The organism is Klebsiella sp. JN_Kp121 (assembly GCF_040062145.1).
In the GTDB taxonomy this organism is placed as follows: Bacteria; Pseudomonadota; Gammaproteobacteria; order Enterobacterales; family Enterobacteriaceae; genus Klebsiella; species Klebsiella aerogenes.
In genome coordinates, this window is the sequence record NZ_JBEAHX010000001.1 from 517069 (window position 1) to 533755 (window position 16687).

The following is a 16687-nucleotide window of genomic DNA, read 5'->3' on the forward strand; positions in this document are numbered from 1 at the left end:
CTTAAGGGATCACGATGCAGAACGGCGCAATGAAAGCCTGGCTGGACTCTTCTTACCTCTCTGGTTCGAACCAGAGCTGGATAGAACAGCTCTATGAAGACTTCTTAACCGATCCTGACTCTGTTGACGCCAACTGGCGTTCGATGTTCCAGCAGTTACCTGGCACCGGAGTTAAACCGGATCAATTTCATTCGAAAACGCGTGATTATTTCCGTCGACTGGCGAAGGATGCCTCACGTTACACTTCTTCGATATCCGACCCTGATACCAATGTGAAGCAGGTTAAAGTCCTGCAGCTCATCAACGCATACCGCTTCCGTGGTCACCAGCAGGCGAATCTCGATCCGCTGGGACTGTGGCAGCAAGAGAGAGTGGCGGATCTCGATCCGGCTTACCACGATCTCACCGAGGCCGATTTCCAGGAAAGCTATAACGTAGGTTCTTTCGCCATCGGAAAAGACACGATGAAGCTGGGCGACCTGATCGCGGCGCTTAAGCAAACCTACTGCGGCTCCATCGGCGCGGAATACATGCACATCACCTCTACTGAAGAAAAACGCTGGATCCAGCAGCGCATTGAGTCAGTAGCAGGCAAAGCGAGCTTCACCGCGGAAGAGAAAAAGCGCTTCCTGAGCGAACTGACCGCCGCGGAAGGCCTGGAGCGCTATCTCGGCGCCAAATTCCCGGGCGCGAAACGCTTCTCGCTGGAAGGCGGCGATGCGTTAATCCCGATGCTCAAAGAGATCATCCGCCACGCCGGTAAGAGTGGCACCCGTGAAGTGGTGCTTGGTATGGCGCACCGTGGTCGTCTGAACGTACTGGTCAACGTGCTGGGTAAAAAACCGCAGGACCTGTTCGACGAATTCGCGGGCAAACATAAAGAACACCTCGGCACCGGCGACGTGAAGTACCACATGGGCTTCTCTTCCGATATGGAAACCGAAGGCGGTCTGGTTCACCTGGCGCTGGCGTTTAACCCGTCGCACCTGGAAATCGTCAGCCCGGTGGTTATCGGCTCCGTACGCGCCCGTCTGGATCGTCTGGACGAGCCGAGCAGCAACAAAGTGCTGCCAATCACCATCCACGGCGACGCCGCGGTAGCCGGCCAGGGCGTGGTTCAGGAAACCCTGAACATGTCCAAAGCGCGCGGTTACGAAGTGGGCGGAACCGTTCGCATCGTTATCAACAACCAGGTTGGCTTCACCACGTCCAACCCGCTGGATGCGCGTTCTACGCCGTACTGCACCGATATCGGTAAGATGGTTCAGGCGCCGATTTTCCACGTTAACGCGGATGACCCGGAAGCGGTTGCTTTCGTTACCCGTCTGGCGCTGGATTTCCGTAATACCTTCAAACGCGATGTCTTCATCGACCTGGTGTGCTATCGCCGTCACGGCCACAACGAAGCCGACGAGCCGAGCGCAACCCAGCCGCTGATGTACCAGAAAATCAAAAAGCATCCGACTCCGCGCAAAATCTATGCTGACAAGCTGGAACAGGACAAAGTCGCGACGCTGGAAGACGCTACCGAACAGGTTAACCTCTACCGCGATGCGCTGGATGCCGGCGATTGCGTGGTAGCGGAATGGCGTCCGATGAACATGCACTCCTTTACCTGGTCTCCATACCTCAACCATGAGTGGGACGAGAGCTACCCGGATAAAGTTGAGCCAAAACGTCTGCAAGAGCTGGCCAAACGCATCAGTACGGTGCCGGAAACCGTTGAGATGCAGTCTCGCGTAGCGAAAATCTACGGCGACCGTCAGTTGATGGCCGCCGGTGAGAAACTGTTCGACTGGGGCGCGGCGGAAAACCTGGCGTACGCCACCCTGGTTGATGAGGGTATCCCGGTGCGTCTGTCCGGCGAAGACTCCGGTCGCGGTACCTTCTTCCACCGTCATGCGGTTATCCATAACCAGAGCAACGGTTCTACCTATACGCCGCTGCAGAACGTACACAACGGCCAGGGCCAGTTCCGCGTCTGGGACTCCGTGCTGTCTGAAGAAGCGGTACTGGCATTCGAATACGGTTACGCCACCGCGGAACCACGTACCCTGACCATCTGGGAAGCGCAGTTCGGCGACTTCGCCAACGGCGCGCAGGTGGTGATTGACCAGTTCATCAGCTCCGGCGAGCAGAAATGGGGCCGGATGTGCGGCCTGGTGATGCTGCTGCCGCACGGCTACGAAGGGCAGGGCCCGGAGCACTCCTCCGCGCGTCTGGAACGTTATCTGCAGCTGTGCGCTGAGCAGAACATGCAGGTTTGCGTACCGTCCACTCCGGCACAGGTTTACCACATGCTGCGTCGTCAGGCGCTGCGCGGTATGCGCCGTCCGCTGGTGGTCATGTCGCCGAAATCTCTGCTGCGTCACCCGCTGGCGGTTTCCAGCATGGACGAACTGGCGAACGGCACCTTTATGCCGGCGATTGGCGAAATCGACGAACTCGATCCGCAAGCCGTGAAACGCGTCGTACTGTGCTCTGGTAAGGTTTACTACGACCTGCTGGAACAGCGCCGTAAAAACGAGCAAAAAGATGTCGCCATCGTGCGTATCGAACAGCTCTATCCGTTCCCGCATCAGGCGGTACAGGAAGCGCTGAAAGCTTACTCGCACGTCCACGATTTTGTCTGGTGCCAGGAAGAGCCGCTCAACCAGGGCGCATGGTACTGCAGCCAGCACCACCTTCGTGAAGTAGTTCCATTTGGGGCCTCTCTGCGTTATGCAGGCCGCCCGGCCTCCGCCTCTCCGGCGGTAGGGTATATGTCCGTTCACCAGAAACAGCAACAAGATCTGGTCAATGACGCGCTGAACGTCGATTAATTAAAGGATACACAATGAGTAGCGTAGATATTCTGGTTCCCGACCTTCCTGAGTCCGTAGCTGACGCAACCGTCGCCACCTGGCACAAAAAACCGGGCGACGCGGTAGTCCGCGACGAAGTTCTGGTCGAAATCGAAACTGACAAAGTGGTACTGGAAGTACCGGCATCAGCGGACGGCATTCTGGATGCAGTACTGGAAGACGAAGGCGCCACCGTGCTGTCTCGTCAGATTCTGGGCCGCCTGCGTGAAGGCAACAGCGCCGGTAAAGCCGCTGATGCGAAAGCTGATACCAAAGAGTCCACCCCGGCTCAGCGTCAGCAAGCGTCTCTGGAAGAGCAGAGCAACGACGCGCTTAGCCCGGCTATCCGTCGTCTGCTGGCTGAACACAGCCTCGACGCGGCGGCGATTAAAGGCACCGGCGTTGGCGGCCGCCTGACCCGCGAAGACGTTGAGAAACATCTGGCGAGCGCGCCGGCGAAAGCTGAAGCGAAAGCGCCAGCCGCTGCTGCGGCGCCGGTTGCGCAACTGGGCCACCGCTCTGAAAAACGCGTACCGATGACCCGTCTGCGTAAACGCGTTGCCGAGCGTCTGCTGGAAGCGAAAAACTCTACCGCCATGCTGACCACGTTCAACGAAGTCAACATGAAGCCGATTATGGATCTGCGTAAGCAGTACGGCGAAGCGTTCGAAAAACGTCACGGTATCCGTCTGGGCTTCATGTCCTTCTACGTGAAAGCGGTTGTTGAAGCGCTGAAACGCTACCCGGAAGTGAATGCTTCCATCGATGGCGACGATGTGGTTTATCACAACTACTTCGACGTGAGCATGGCGGTTTCGACCCCACGTGGCCTGGTGACTCCGGTGCTGCGTGACGTTGACCTGCTGGGCATGGCGGATATCGAAAAGAATATTAAAGAGCTGGCAGTGAAAGGCCGTGACGGCAAGCTGACCGTAGATGACCTGACCGGCGGTAACTTCACCATTACCAACGGCGGCGTATTCGGTTCTCTGATGTCCACGCCGATCATCAACCCACCGCAGAGCGCCATTCTGGGTATGCATGCCATTAAAGACCGTCCGATGGCGGTCAATGGCAAGGTAGAAATTCTGCCGATGATGTACCTGGCGCTCTCCTACGACCACCGTCTGATCGACGGACGTGAATCGGTAGGCTTCCTGGTAGCGATTAAAGAGCTGCTGGAAGATCCGACTCGTCTGCTGCTGGACGTGTAGTCAGTAAGAGTATTACCTACCGTAGGCCGGATAAGGCGTTCGCGCCGCCATCCGGCGTTGATGAGATGCCTGATGGCGACGCTTGCGCGTCTTATCAGGCCTACAGGTTTAAAGATAATTATTACCTGAAGGATGGACTGAACACATGAACTTACATGAATATCAGGCAAAACAACTTTTTGCCCGCTATGGCTTACCGGCGCCGGTGGGTTATGCCTGTACTACTCCGCGTGAAGCAGAAGAAGCCGCTTCAAAAATCGGCGCGGGTCCGTGGGTAGTGAAATGTCAGGTTCACGCTGGTGGCCGCGGTAAAGCGGGCGGTGTGAAAGTAGTTAAGAGCAAAGAAGAGATTCGCGCTTTTGCTGAGCATTGGCTGGGCAAACGCCTGGTGACTTACCAAACAGATGCTAACGGCCAGCCGGTAAACCAGATTCTGGTTGAAGCGGCGACCGATATTGATAAAGAGCTGTATCTGGGCGCGGTTGTTGACCGTAGCTCCCGTCGCGTGGTGTTCATGGCGTCTACCGAAGGCGGCGTGGAAATCGAAAAAGTAGCGGAAGAAACCCCGCACCTGATCCACAAGATCGCCATCGATCCGCTGGCGGGCCCGATGCCTTACCAGGGTCGCGAACTGGCGTTCAAACTGGGTCTGGAAGGTAAACAGGTTCAGCAGTTCACCAAGATCTTCATGGGTCTGGCGACCATCTTCCTGGAGCGCGATCTGGCGCTGATCGAAATCAACCCGCTGGTTATCACCAAGCAGGGTGACCTGATCTGCCTCGACGGTAAACTGGGCGCTGACGGCAACGCGCTGTTCCGCCAGCCGGATCTGCGTGAAATGCGCGACCAGTCTCAGGAAGATCCGCGCGAAGCTCAGGCGGCGCAGTGGGAACTGAACTACGTTGCGCTCGACGGCAACATCGGTTGCATGGTTAACGGCGCAGGCCTGGCGATGGGTACCATGGACATCGTTAAGCTGCACGGCGGCGAACCGGCTAACTTCCTCGACGTTGGCGGCGGCGCGACCAAAGAGCGCGTGACCGAAGCGTTTAAAATCATCCTCTCTGACGACAACGTTAAAGCGGTTCTGGTTAACATCTTCGGCGGTATCGTACGTTGCGACCTGATCGCTGACGGCATCATCGGCGCAGTTGAAGAAGTGGGTGTTAACGTACCGGTTGTTGTACGTCTCGAAGGTAACAACGCCGAACTGGGCGCGAAAAAACTGGCTGACAGCGGCCTGAATATTATTGCAGCGAAAAGTCTGACGGACGCAGCACAGCAGGTTGTTGCCGCAGTGGAGGGGAAATAATGTCAGTTTTAATTAATAAAGACACCAAGGTTATCTGCCAGGGCTTTACCGGTAGCCAGGGTACATTCCACTCTGAACAAGCGATCGCTTACGGCACTCAGATGGTTGGCGGCGTAACGCCAGGTAAAGGCGGCACCACCCACCTGGGTCTGCCGGTATTTAACACCGTGCGCGAAGCCGTTGAAGCCACCGGCGCGACTGCGACCGTCATCTACGTTCCGGCGCCGTTCTGCAAAGACTCCATTCTGGAAGCTATCGACGCGGGCATTAAGCTGATTATCACCATCACCGAAGGTATCCCGACCCTGGATATGCTGACCGTGAAAGTGAAGCTGGACGAAGCTGGCGTTCGCATGATCGGCCCGAACTGCCCAGGCGTTATCACCCCGGGCGAGTGCAAAATCGGCATCATGCCGGGTCACATTCACAAGCCGGGTAAAGTGGGCATCGTTTCACGTTCCGGTACCCTGACCTATGAAGCGGTTAAGCAGACCACCGACTACGGCTTCGGCCAGTCTACCTGCGTCGGTATCGGCGGCGACCCGATCCCGGGCTCCAACTTCATCGATATCCTGAAAATGTTCCAGGAAGACCCGCAGACCGAAGCGATCGTCATGATCGGTGAAATCGGCGGCAGCGCGGAAGAAGAAGCGGCAGCTTACATTAAAGAGCACGTGACTAAGCCGGTTGTCGGCTACATCGCGGGCGTTACCGCGCCGAAAGGCAAGCGTATGGGCCACGCCGGCGCCATCATCGCGGGCGGTAAAGGTACTGCTGATGAGAAATTTGCTGCGCTGGAAGCGGCCGGTGTGAAAACCGTTCGCAGCCTGGCGGATATCGGCGAAGCGCTGAAAGCTATCATCAAGTAAACCCTCACTGCTCCTCAGGAGCAGACTAATGTCCGATTTCGACATGGTTGGCCACCGTCAGGTGGCCTTTTTTTTGCCTTGTCGACAGCCGCAGGCGCTCTCTTGCGTTAAAAAACGCTATTATATTGATTTACTGAATATTATTGGGAATAATCACTCGCCGCTTTGCCGGGGGAGGGGAGATGGTTAATTTTATGTGAAAATAAACAGAAAAACGCAGACGTTATTTTTTGCATTTCGATTGGGAAAAATAGTGTGACCGGTCTAACATTATTAGGATCGCATCATTTCTTACCTTAAATTGGTCAAAGTTAAAATTATATTACCTATAATTCTCATCTCTCTCTTTTTAGTAACCGCTAGCGGCAGACTTTAAACACATTTTTAACATCAATTTCACTGTTATTCTTTATTGCGCCACATAATTAACATAGGCGGGAAAAATTGATTTATATCAATGCTTAATACTTGGAAAAAATCCCCAAAAAACGTTAAATTGTCGCAAATCAAATTGGCCTATTCAGGGCATTTTCGCTATATATTGATCACCGTCGAAAAATGTAAAGCTGGAACAATAAAATCCTATTTATTGTAAGGTTATTGCGGCGTAATATATTAGAGAATCATTTGGTTTTTTCGTTAACGTATTTGTAACCTTTGCGAGGGCACTGTTTCATCGCCAGATGAGCAGTAACGTACCAGGGAGCAAATAATTTTGTATTGGGGCATGCGTATGAACCTGAATTTTGGGTTCGTTCTCGGAGTCTTCATGCGATGAGCAAGGAGTCATGATGTTAGATATAGTCGAACTGTCGCGCTTACAGTTTGCCTTGACCGCGATGTACCACTTCCTTTTTGTGCCGCTAACGCTCGGTATGGCGTTCCTGCTGGCCATTATGGAAACGGTCTACGTCCTTTCCGGCAAACAGATTTATAAAGATATGACCAAGTTCTGGGGCAAGTTGTTTGGTATCAACTTCGCTCTGGGTGTCGCAACCGGTTTGACCATGGAGTTCCAGTTCGGGACTAACTGGTCTTACTATTCTCACTATGTGGGCGATATCTTCGGTGCGCCGCTGGCCATTGAAGGTCTGATGGCCTTCTTCCTCGAATCTACCTTTGTAGGTCTGTTCTTCTTCGGTTGGGATCGTCTGGGCAAAGTTCAGCACATGGCGGTGACCTGGCTGGTCGCTCTGGGGTCTAACCTCTCCGCGCTGTGGATCCTGGTGGCCAACGGCTGGATGCAGAACCCGATCGCATCGGATTTCAACTTTGAAACCATGCGTATGGAGATGGTCAGCTTCTCTGAGCTGGTCCTGAACCCGGTTGCTCAGGTTAAATTCGTCCACACCGTGGCCTCCGGCTATGTGACTGGCGCGATGTTCATCCTTGCTATCAGCTCCTGGTACATGCTTAAAGGTCGTGATTTCGCCTTTGCTAAGCGCTCCTTCGCGATTGCTGCAAGCTTTGGTATGGCCGCTATCCTCTCCGTTATCGTCCTCGGCGATGAGTCCGGTTACGAAATGGGTGACGTGCAGAAAACCAAACTGGCGGCGATTGAAGCAGAATGGGAAACTCAGCCGGCGCCGGCTGCCTTTACCCTGTTTGGTATTCCCGATCAGGAAGCGCAAACCAACCACTTCTCCATCCAGATCCCTTACGCGCTGGGTATCATCGCTACCCGCTCGGTGGATAAGCCGGTTATCGGTCTGAAAGATCTGATGGCGCAGCATGAAGAGCGTATTCGTAACGGGATGAAAGCCTATGCGCTGCTGGAACAGCTGCGCGCCGGTTCCACCGATCAGGCGGTACGTGATCGGTTCAATGATGTTAAGAAAGACCTCGGTTATGGCCTGCTGCTCAAGCGCTATACCCCGAACGTCGCCGACGCCACGGAAGAGCAGATTGCTAAAGCGACCAAAGACTCTATTCCGAGCGTAGCGCCGCTCTACTTCGCCTTCCGTATCATGGTGGCGTGCGGCGTACTGATGCTGTTGATTATCGGCGCCTCTTTCTGGACCGTGATTCGTAACCGCATTGGCGAGAAAAAATGGCTGCTGCGCGCCGCGTTCTTCGGTCTGCCGCTGCCGTGGATTGCCGTTGAAGCGGGCTGGTTTGTTGCCGAGTATGGCCGTCAGCCGTGGGCGATTGGTGAAGTGCTGCCTACAGCGGTGGCGAACTCATCGCTGACCGCGGGCGATCTGATCTTCTCGATGTTGCTGATCTGCGGTCTGTATACGCTGTTCCTGGTGGCTGAACTGTTCCTGATGTTCAAGTTTGCCCGCAAAGGACCGAGCAGCCTGAAAACGGGTCGCTATCACTTTGAACAGTCCTCCGCGGCTATTCAGTCGGCACGCTAAGACAGGAGTCGTCAAATGATCGATTATGAAGTATTGCGTTTAATCTGGTGGCTACTGATCGGCATCCTGCTGATTGGCTTCGCCGTCGCCGACGGATTCGACATGGGGGTGGGCATGCTCACCCGTTTCCTCGGTCGTAATGACACCGAGCGTCGAATCATGATCAACTCCATCGCCCCGCACTGGGACGGAAACCAGGTGTGGCTCATCACCGCCGGCGGCGCGCTGTTTGCTGCCTGGCCGATGGTATACGCCGCCGCGTTCTCCGGCTTCTATGTGGCGATGATTCTGGTGCTGGCATCTTTATTCTTCCGTCCGGTGGGCTTCGACTACCGCTCCAAGATTGAAGATACCCGCTGGCGCAACATGTGGGACTGGGGCATCTTCGTGGGGAGCTTTGTGCCGCCGCTGGTTATCGGCGTGGCTTTCGGCAACCTGCTGCAGGGCGTACCGTTCCATATTGATGAGTATCTGCGTCTGTACTACACCGGCAACTTCTTCCAGCTGCTGAATCCGTTTGGTCTGCTGGCGGGTATCGTCAGCGTGGCGATGATCCTGACGCAGGGCGCGACCTACCTGCAGATGCGTGCCGTAGGCGAACTGCATCTGCGCACCCGCACCGTCTCCACGGTGGCGGCGCTGGTGACGCTGGTTTGCTTCGCGCTGGCGGGCGTATGGGTCTACTACGGTATCGACGGTTACGTGGTGAAATCGGTGCTGGATCATACCGGCCCGTCTAACCCGCTGACCAAAGAAGTGGCGCGTGAAGCCGGCGCGTGGATGGTTAACTTTAACAATATGCCAGCGCTGTGGGCTATTCCTGCCCTGGGCGTGGTGCTCCCGCTGCTGACCGTCGCGTCGACAAAAGCAGATAAAGGCGCCATGGCGTTTCTGTTCTCCTCGCTGACGCTGGCCTGCATCATCCTGACCGCGGGTATCGCGATGTTCCCGTTCATCATGCCGTCCAGCACGATGCTAAATGCGAGCCTGACGATGTGGGATGCCACCTCCAGCCAGCTGACGCTGAATGTGATGACCTACGTGGCTATCGTGTTTGTGCCGATTATCCTCGGCTACACCACCTGGTGTTACTGGAAGATGTTTGGCCGCATTACCCGCGAAGACATCGAAAAGAACACCCACTCGCTGTACTAAGGTAAGGAGCTATATATGTGGTACTTCGCATGGATTTTGGGAACGCTGCTTGCCTGTGCCTTTGGGGTGATTACCGCGCTGGCGCTTGAGCACGTGGAAGCAACCAAAGCAGGTAAAGAAGAGCATTGATGAAAATTATCGCGACCCTTTACGCGATGATGGACAAGCGCCCGTTAAGGGCGCTTTCCTTATTAATGGCGCTGCTGCTGGCAGGCTGCATCTTCTGGGATCCGTCGCGCTTTGCGGCGAAGACCAGTGGGCTTGAAATCTGGCATGGTTTCTTGCTGATGTGGGCGGTGTGCGCCGGCGTCATTCACGGTGTGGGCTTCCGTCCGAAAGCCGTGCACTGGCAGGGGATTTTCTGTCCGCTTATCGCTGATATTGTTCTCTTTGCAGGCCTGATCTTTTTCTTCTTTTGAAAGATAAGAGTATAAGAGAAGTCTGTTAACCGCATGGGCTTGCATAAGCCCATAAAAATTTACTCGCCGTTTACTTTCTCCCATTCCAAACCACGATTCCCGCGCGTATAGTAGCGAAGTTTGAAAGCACTACTCTTTTTTTGCATTACCGGGATGTAAAGTGAATACAACGCTGTTTCGATGGCCGGTCCGGGTCTACTACGAAGATACCGATGCCGGTGGTGTGGTTTACCACGCCAGTTACGTCGCTTTTTATGAAAGAGCACGCACAGAGATGCTGCGCCACCATCACTTCAGTCAGCAGGTTCTGTTGGCTGAACGAGTTGCCTTTGTCGTTCGCAAAATGACGCTGGAGTATTTTGCGCCCGCCAGACTCGACGACATGCTCGAAATCCAGACGGAAATTACCTCGATGCGAGGCACCTCTTTGGTTTTCACGCAGCGAATCGTCAACGCCGAGAATACAGTTTTGAACGAAGCTGAAGTTCTCATTGTGTGCGTTGATCCACTCTTAATGAAGCCTCGTGCGCTTCCCAAGTCTATTGTCGCGGAGTTTAAGCAGTGACTGACATGAATATCCTTGATTTGTTCCTGAAGGCGAGCCTTCTGGTTAAACTTATCATGTTGATTTTGATTGGTTTTTCTATCGCTTCCTGGGCTATTATTATTCAGAGAACGCGTATCCTCAATTCCGCCAGCCGCGAAGCCGAAGCGTTTGAAGATAAGTTCTGGTCCGGTATTGAACTGTCTCGCCTGTACCAGGAGAGCCAGGGCCGTCGCGATAGCCTCGCCGGTTCCGAGCAGATTTTTTACAGCGGCTTTAAAGAGTTCGCGCGTCTGCATCGTGCCAACAGCCATGCGCCGGAAGCGATTGTCGAAGGGGCGTCGCGCGCGATGCGTATCTCGATGAACCGCGAACTGGAAACGCTGGAAACGCATATTCCGTTCCTTGGCACCGTGGGTTCCATCAGCCCGTATATCGGCCTGTTCGGTACCGTCTGGGGGATCATGCACGCCTTTATCGCCCTCGGCGCGGTGAAGCAGGCGACGCTGCAGATGGTTGCGCCGGGGATCGCGGAAGCGCTGATCGCCACGGCAATCGGTCTGTTTGCCGCCATCCCGGCGGTTATGGCCTACAACCGTCTGAACCAGCGCGTGAACAAACTTGAACTGAACTACGACAACTTTATGGAAGAGTTCACCGCCATTCTGCACCGTCAGGCGTTTACCAGCAGCGAAAGCAATAAGGGGTAAGCCATGGCCAGAGCACGTGGACGCGGACGTCGCGAACTGAAGTCCGAGATTAACATCGTTCCGCTGCTGGATGTCCTGTTGGTGCTGTTGCTGATCTTCATGGCGACAGCGCCGATCATTACGCAGAGCGTGGAAGTCGATCTGCCGGACGCCACGGAGTCGCAAGCGGTGAAAAGCAACGATGAACCACCGGTTATCGTTGAAGTCTCCGGAGTAGGGCAGTACAGCGTGAAAGTCGGTCAGGAAACGTTGTCCCAACTGCCGCCGGAGCAGGTCATTGCTGAAGCGAAGCGCCGACTCGAAGCGAACGAGAAGACGGTGTTCCTTATCGGTGGCGCGAAAGATGTGCCTTACGATGAAATCATTAAAGCGCTTAACCTGTTGCATAGCGCAGGGGTTAAATCGGTTGGCTTAATGACCAAGCCTATTTAATCGGCCCGCGGAGCGAGCGGCGGTGGATATCGATAGCATTCCGCCGTTGCTTTAAGCGGCAACAGGCGAACAGTTTTTGGGAACCGATAGTGTCAAAGGCAACCGAACAAAACGATAAGCTTAAACGAGCGATCATAGTTTCAGTGGTGCTGCACATCATTCTGATTGCGCTACTGATCTGGAGTTCGTTCGACGAGCATCTGGATACTTCCGGCGGCGGCGGAGGTTCGTCCATTGATGCGGTGATGGTCGATCCTGGCGCGGTAGTCAACAACTACAACCGCCAGCAGCAACAGCAGTCCAGCGCGCGTCGCGCGGCCGAGCAGCGTGAAAAGCAGGCTCAGCAGCAGGCCGAGGAACTGCGGGAAAAACAGGCTGCCGAGCAGGAACGCCTGAAGCAAATGGAACAAGAACGTCTGCAGGCGCAGGAAGCGGCTAAAGAAGCGAAAGAGCAGCAAAAACAGGCTGAAGAAGCGGCAGCCAAGGCGGCGGCCGCGGCAAAAGCGAAAGCAGACGCCCAGGCGAAAGAAGCGCAGGAAGCTGCCGCTAAAGCCGCTGCTGATGCCAAAGCGAAGGCCGATGCCCAGGCGAAAGTCGCGGAAGCGGCTGCCGCTAAGGCGGCAGCCAAAGCAGCCGCTGACGCGAAGAAACAGGCGGAAGCCGAAGCGGCGAAAGCCGCCGCGGATGCGCAGAAGAAAGCCGAAGCGGAAGCGGCGAAAAAAGCTCAGCAGGATGCAGAGAAGAAAGCGCAGCAGCAGGCCGAGAAGAAAGCCCAGCAGGAAGCGGCGAAACAGGCTGCGGCAGAAAAGGCCGCCGCTGAAAAAGCCGCTGCCCAGAAAGCTGCCGCGGAAAAAGCTGCAGCCGAGAAGGCCGCTGCTGAAAAAGCCGCAGCTGCCGAAAAAGCCGCTGCCGCCAAAGCAGCCGCCGCAGAAAAAGCGGCGGCTGATAAAGCGGCCAAGGCCGCAGCCGCGAAGGCCGCCGCGGCCAAGAAAGCCGCTGCTGCTAAAGAAGCAAGCGGTGTTGACGATCTGCTCGGTGACCTGAGCTCAGGTAAGAATGCGCCGAAAACCGGCGGTGGCGCTAAAGGCAATGGCCAGCCATCGAAAGATAGCGGCGCCTCTGGCGCCAACGGTGGGGCTACGGGCGCTGATATCAGCGCATACGCAAAGCAAATACAGATGGCTATTCAAAGCCGCCTGTATGATGCAAGCCTCTATCAAGGCAAGCGTTGCGTGTTGCATATCAATCTTAGGCCTGACGGTACATTGAAGGATATCACCTCTGAAGGAGGCGACCCTGCGCTGTGTCAGGCGGCATTAACGGCAGCACGTACTGCGAGTATTCCTAAACCGCCAAGTCAGGCTGTTTATGAGAAAATAAAAAATGCCACACTAGACTTTAAACTGTAATCGTTTTTCCCCGTGCAAGCGGGGAAAAACAATCTATGGTAGTCACAGGGTTTTGGTAGTTTTGTGTATTTGGGTTTGTTAACATTCTGCTAAATTATCGTGGGCTTTCCGCCCGGATAAGGGAGATATGATGAAGCAGGCATTACGAGTAGCATTTGGTTTTTTGATGCTGTGGGCGGCGGTGCTGCACGCAGAAGTACGCATCGAGATCACCCAGGGGGTGGACTCGGCGCGCCCCATCGGTGTGGTGCCATTCCAGTGGGCTGGCCCGGGCGCTGCGCCTGAAGATATTGGCGGCGTGGTAGCGGCTGACCTGCGCAATAGCGGCAAGTTTAATCCGCTGGATCGCTCGCGCCTGCCTCAGCAGCCGGGTAGCGCTCAGGAAGTGCAGCCTGCGGCATGGTCCGCGCTGGGCGTTGACGCCGTGGTCGTAGGCCAGGTGACGCCAAACCCTGACGGTTCTTACCAGGTTGCCTATCAGCTGGTGGATACCGGCGGTGCGCCGGGTACCATCCTGTCGCAAGGCTCTTTCAAAGTGACCAAGCAGTACCTGCGTTATGCCGGACATACTGCCAGCGACGCGGTATTCGAAAAGCTGACCGGGATTAAAGGCGCTTTCCGTACCCGTATCGCTTATGTGGTTCGCACCAACGGCGGCCAGTTCCCGTATGAGCTGCGCGTTTCTGACTACGATGGCTACAACCAGTTCCTGGTTCACCGTTCATCGCAGCCGCTGATGTCGCCGGCATGGTCTCCGGACGGTTCTAAACTGGCCTATGTGACCTTCGAAAGCGGCCGTTCCGCGCTGGTAGTCCAGACGCTGGCGAATGGCGCAGTCCGTCAGATTGCTTCCTTCCCGCAGCACAACGGCGCGCCGGCCTTCTCGCCGGATGGCAGCAAACTGGCATTCGCACTGTCGAAAACCGGTAGCCTGAACCTGTACGTGATGGACCTCGGCTCCGGCCAGATTCGTCAGGTGACTAACGGTCGCAGCAATAACACCGAACCGAGCTGGTTCCCGGATAGCCAGAACCTGGCGTTTACTTCCGACCAGGCTGGCCGTCCTCAGGTGTATAAAGTCAACATCAACGGCGGTACGCCGCAGCGTATTACCTGGGAAGGTTCGCAGAACCAGGATGCTGACGTCAGCGCTGATGGTAAAATTATGGTAATGGTAAGCTCGGCCAACGGTCAGCAACACATTGCTAAGCAAGATCTGGAAGCGGGTGGTGTGCAGGTTCTGTCATCAACGTTTTTAGATGAAACGCCAAGTCTGGCACCTAACGGCACTATGGTAATCTACAGCTCTTCTCAGGGGATGGGATCCGTGCTGAATCTGGTTTCTACAGATGGGCGTTTCAAAGCGCGTCTTCCGGCAACTGATGGACAGGTAAAATTCCCTGCCTGGTCGCCGTATCTGTGATAATAAATAATTGATTATTAAAGGAATCAAAGAAATGCAACTGAACAAAGTGCTGAAAGGGCTGATGATCGCTCTGCCGGTTATGGCAATCGCGGCGTGTTCTTCCAACAAGAACGCCAGCAACGACCAGAGCGGTGAAGGCATGCTGGGTGCCGGCACTGGTATGGACGCTAACGGTAACGGCGGCAACATGTCTTCCGAAGAGCAAGCGCGTCTGCAGATGCAGCAGCTGCAGCAGAACAACATCGTTTACTTCGATCTGGACAAGTACGATATCCGTTCTGACTTCGCTGCAATGCTGGATGCGCACGCTAACTTCCTGCGTAGCAACCCGTCCTACAAAGTGACCGTAGAAGGTCACGCGGATGAGCGCGGTACTCCGGAATACAACATCGCTCTGGGTGAGCGTCGTGCTAACGCCGTTAAGATGTATCTGCAGGGCAAAGGTGTTTCTGCTGACCAGATTTCCATCGTTTCTTACGGTAAAGAAAAACCTGCAGTACTGGGTCATGACGAAGCGGCATATGCCAAAAACCGTCGCGCCGTACTGGTTTACTAAGAGAATTGCATGAGCAGTAACTTCAGACATCATTTATTGAGTCTGTCGTTACTGGTTGGCATAGCGGCCCCCTGGGCCGCTTTTGCTCAGGCGCCAATCAGTAGTGTCGGCTCAGGCTCGGTCGAAGACCGCGTCACTCAACTTGAGCGTATTTCCAATGCTCACAGCCAGCTTTTAACCCAACTCCAGCAACAACTCTCCGATAACCAAAGCGATATTGATTCCCTGCGCGGTCAGATTCAGGAAAATCAGTATCAGCTCAATCAGATTGTCGAACGCCAGAAGCAGATTCTGCAACAGATCGACGGGCTGACGAGCGGTGGCGGAGCAGCAGCGGCAGGCGCGCAGGCGCAGGCTCCGTCGTCTTCCGGCGATCAAAGTTCGGCTGCCGCCAGTACGGCGCCAGCGGCGTCTTCCGGGGCGCCTGCGATGACCGGGGATGCCAACACCGATTACAACGCGGCTATTGCGCTGGTTAAAGATTCGTCCCGCCAGGATGACGCAATGGTGGCGTTTCAGAACTTCGTCAAGAAGTACCCGGATTCAACTTATCAGCCGAACGCCAACTACTGGCTCGGACAGTTGAACTACAATAAGGGGAAAAAAGACGATGCGGCATATTATTTTGCCTCGGTGGTGAAAAACTATCCGAAATCCCCGAAAGCGCCGGATGCGATGTTTAAAGTCGGCGTTATCATGCAGGACAAAGGCGACACCGCGAAAGCGAAAGCGGTTTACCAGCAGGTAGTCAGCAAATTCCCTGGCACCGATGGTGCGAAACAAGCGCAAAAACGCCTTAACGCCCTGGGTTGATTATGGCATGACCAGAAATCGCGTTATTTCTGGTCTTGTCGCACGAAACCCAAGCAGTTAAGTGATCTTTATCGAAATTTTAGTTGCGCTGAAATCTGAAATCAGTAATATATGCCGCCGTTGCCAAGGGATATCGAACAAGCCCAAAGCGACGCCAGAGTGGGTCGTTAGCTCAGTTGGTAGAGCAGTTGACTTTTAATCAATTGGTCGCAGGTTCGAATCCTGCACGACCCACCACTTAATAGAAGTATCCAGCGCAGTATCGGGTGATTAGCTCAGCTGGGAGAGCACCTCCCTTACAAGGAGGGGGTCGGCGGTTCGATCCCGTCATCACCCACCACTTCGGGTCGTTAGCTCAGTTGGTAGAGCAGTTGACTTTTAATCAATTGGTCGCAGGTTCGAATCCTGCACGACCCACCATCTTTAACATCGGACTTCGGTGTTAAACGTGAAGGATAACGTTGCTTCAGCAACGGCCCGTAGGGCGAGCGAAGCGAGTCATCCTGCACGACCCACCATCTTAATGATGGGGTCGGTGGAAGCAGTATCGGTAGTATCCAGCGCAGTTTCGGGTGATTAGCTCAGCTGGGAGAGCACCTCCCTTACAAGGAGGGGGTCGGCGGTT

Annotated in this window: 15 protein-coding genes and 3 tRNA genes; all 18 read left to right on the forward strand. The window is 55.0% G+C overall.

The genetic code is table 11. The features are described from left to right. Nucleotides 1-14: 14 nt before the first annotated feature. The 18 genes from sucA to ABLU86_RS02545 all read left to right on the forward strand — a co-directional run bounded on the left by sucA (nucleotide 15) and on the right by ABLU86_RS02545 (nucleotide 16482). Nucleotides 15-2822 (forward strand): 2-oxoglutarate dehydrogenase E1 component, encoded by a 2808-nt coding sequence (gene sucA, locus ABLU86_RS02460; RefSeq protein ID WP_015367672.1) that lies wholly within the window; start codon nucleotides 15-17, stop codon nucleotides 2820-2822. A 14-nt stretch (nucleotides 2823-2836) separates the two neighbouring features. Then, a complete protein-coding gene (gene odhB / locus ABLU86_RS02465; RefSeq protein ID WP_020079338.1) occupies nucleotides 2837-4057 on the forward strand; it encodes a 2-oxoglutarate dehydrogenase complex dihydrolipoyllysine-residue succinyltransferase in 1221 nt (406 codons plus the stop codon). A 145-nt stretch (nucleotides 4058-4202) separates the two neighbouring features. Beyond that, on the forward strand, nucleotides 4203-5369 hold the full coding sequence (sucC, locus tag ABLU86_RS02470) for an ADP-forming succinate--CoA ligase subunit beta (RefSeq protein ID WP_015367670.1): 1167 nt from the start codon (nucleotides 4203-4205) through the stop codon (nucleotides 5367-5369). Further along, nucleotides 5369-6238, forward strand: coding sequence for a succinate--CoA ligase subunit alpha (gene sucD, locus ABLU86_RS02475; RefSeq protein ID WP_015367669.1), 870 nt, complete (start codon nucleotides 5369-5371; stop codon nucleotides 6236-6238). The genes sucC and sucD overlap by 1 nt, the downstream gene beginning before the upstream one ends. A 791-nt stretch (nucleotides 6239-7029) precedes the next feature. Then, on the forward strand, nucleotides 7030-8598 hold the full coding sequence (gene cydA, locus ABLU86_RS02480; protein WP_015367666.1) for a cytochrome ubiquinol oxidase subunit I: 1569 nt from the start codon (nucleotides 7030-7032) through the stop codon (nucleotides 8596-8598). A gap of 15 nt (nucleotides 8599-8613) precedes the next feature. Next, the gene (gene cydB / locus ABLU86_RS02485; protein WP_348796180.1) at nucleotides 8614-9753 is read left to right on the forward strand and encodes a cytochrome d ubiquinol oxidase subunit II; all 1140 of its coding nucleotides are present in this window, start codon (nucleotides 8614-8616) and stop codon (nucleotides 9751-9753) included. Between the two features lie 15 nt (nucleotides 9754-9768). After that, nucleotides 9769-9882 carry a cytochrome bd-I oxidase subunit CydX gene (cydX, locus tag ABLU86_RS02490; RefSeq protein ID WP_004100325.1) on the forward strand — a complete coding sequence of 38 codons (114 nt, stop codon included), beginning with the start codon at nucleotides 9769-9771 and terminating at the stop codon, nucleotides 9880-9882. Then, on the forward strand, nucleotides 9882-10172 hold the full coding sequence (gene ybgE / locus ABLU86_RS02495) for a cyd operon protein YbgE (RefSeq protein WP_015367664.1): 291 nt from the start codon (nucleotides 9882-9884) through the stop codon (nucleotides 10170-10172). The genes cydX and ybgE overlap by 1 nt, the downstream gene beginning before the upstream one ends. A 160-nt stretch (nucleotides 10173-10332) precedes the next feature. Continuing rightward, nucleotides 10333-10737, forward strand: a complete 405-nt coding sequence (ybgC, locus tag ABLU86_RS02500; protein ID WP_004859689.1) for a tol-pal system-associated acyl-CoA thioesterase — start codon at nucleotides 10333-10335, stop codon at nucleotides 10735-10737. Next, nucleotides 10734-11426 carry a Tol-Pal system protein TolQ gene (gene tolQ, locus ABLU86_RS02505; RefSeq protein WP_015704769.1) on the forward strand — a complete coding sequence of 231 codons (693 nt, stop codon included), beginning with the start codon at nucleotides 10734-10736 and terminating at the stop codon, nucleotides 11424-11426. Before ybgC ends, tolQ begins: the two co-directional genes overlap by 4 nt. Before the next feature lie 3 nt (nucleotides 11427-11429). Beyond that, entirely contained in the window at nucleotides 11430-11858 is a 429-nt protein-coding gene (gene tolR / locus ABLU86_RS02510; RefSeq protein WP_015367661.1) for a colicin uptake protein TolR, read from the forward strand. Between the two features lie 89 nt (nucleotides 11859-11947). Then, nucleotides 11948-13267, forward strand: coding sequence for a cell envelope integrity protein TolA (gene tolA, locus ABLU86_RS02515; RefSeq protein WP_047049207.1), 1320 nt, complete (start codon nucleotides 11948-11950; stop codon nucleotides 13265-13267). 130 nt (nucleotides 13268-13397) lie between these two features. Beyond that, nucleotides 13398-14690: a Tol-Pal system beta propeller repeat protein TolB gene (gene tolB / locus ABLU86_RS02520; RefSeq protein WP_015367659.1), complete on the forward strand. Its 1293-nt coding sequence runs from the start codon at nucleotides 13398-13400 to the stop codon at nucleotides 14688-14690. Nucleotides 14691-14724: 34 nt separating this feature from the next. Continuing rightward, nucleotides 14725-15249 carry a peptidoglycan-associated lipoprotein Pal gene (gene pal, locus ABLU86_RS02525; RefSeq protein WP_002895068.1) on the forward strand — a complete coding sequence of 175 codons (525 nt, stop codon included), beginning with the start codon at nucleotides 14725-14727 and terminating at the stop codon, nucleotides 15247-15249. 9 nt (nucleotides 15250-15258) lie between these two features. Next, nucleotides 15259-16062, forward strand: a complete 804-nt coding sequence (cpoB, locus tag ABLU86_RS02530; RefSeq protein ID WP_015704771.1) for a cell division protein CpoB — start codon at nucleotides 15259-15261, stop codon at nucleotides 16060-16062. Nucleotides 16063-16223: 161 nt separating this feature from the next. Continuing rightward, nucleotides 16224-16299 (forward strand) — tRNA-Lys (locus ABLU86_RS02535). Nucleotides 16300-16326: 27 nt separating this feature from the next. Beyond that, nucleotides 16327-16402 (forward strand) — tRNA-Val (locus ABLU86_RS02540). A 4-nt stretch (nucleotides 16403-16406) separates the two neighbouring features. Continuing rightward, nucleotides 16407-16482: transfer RNA gene (locus tag ABLU86_RS02545), tRNA-Lys, on the forward strand. Nucleotides 16483-16687 lie beyond the last annotated feature (205 nt).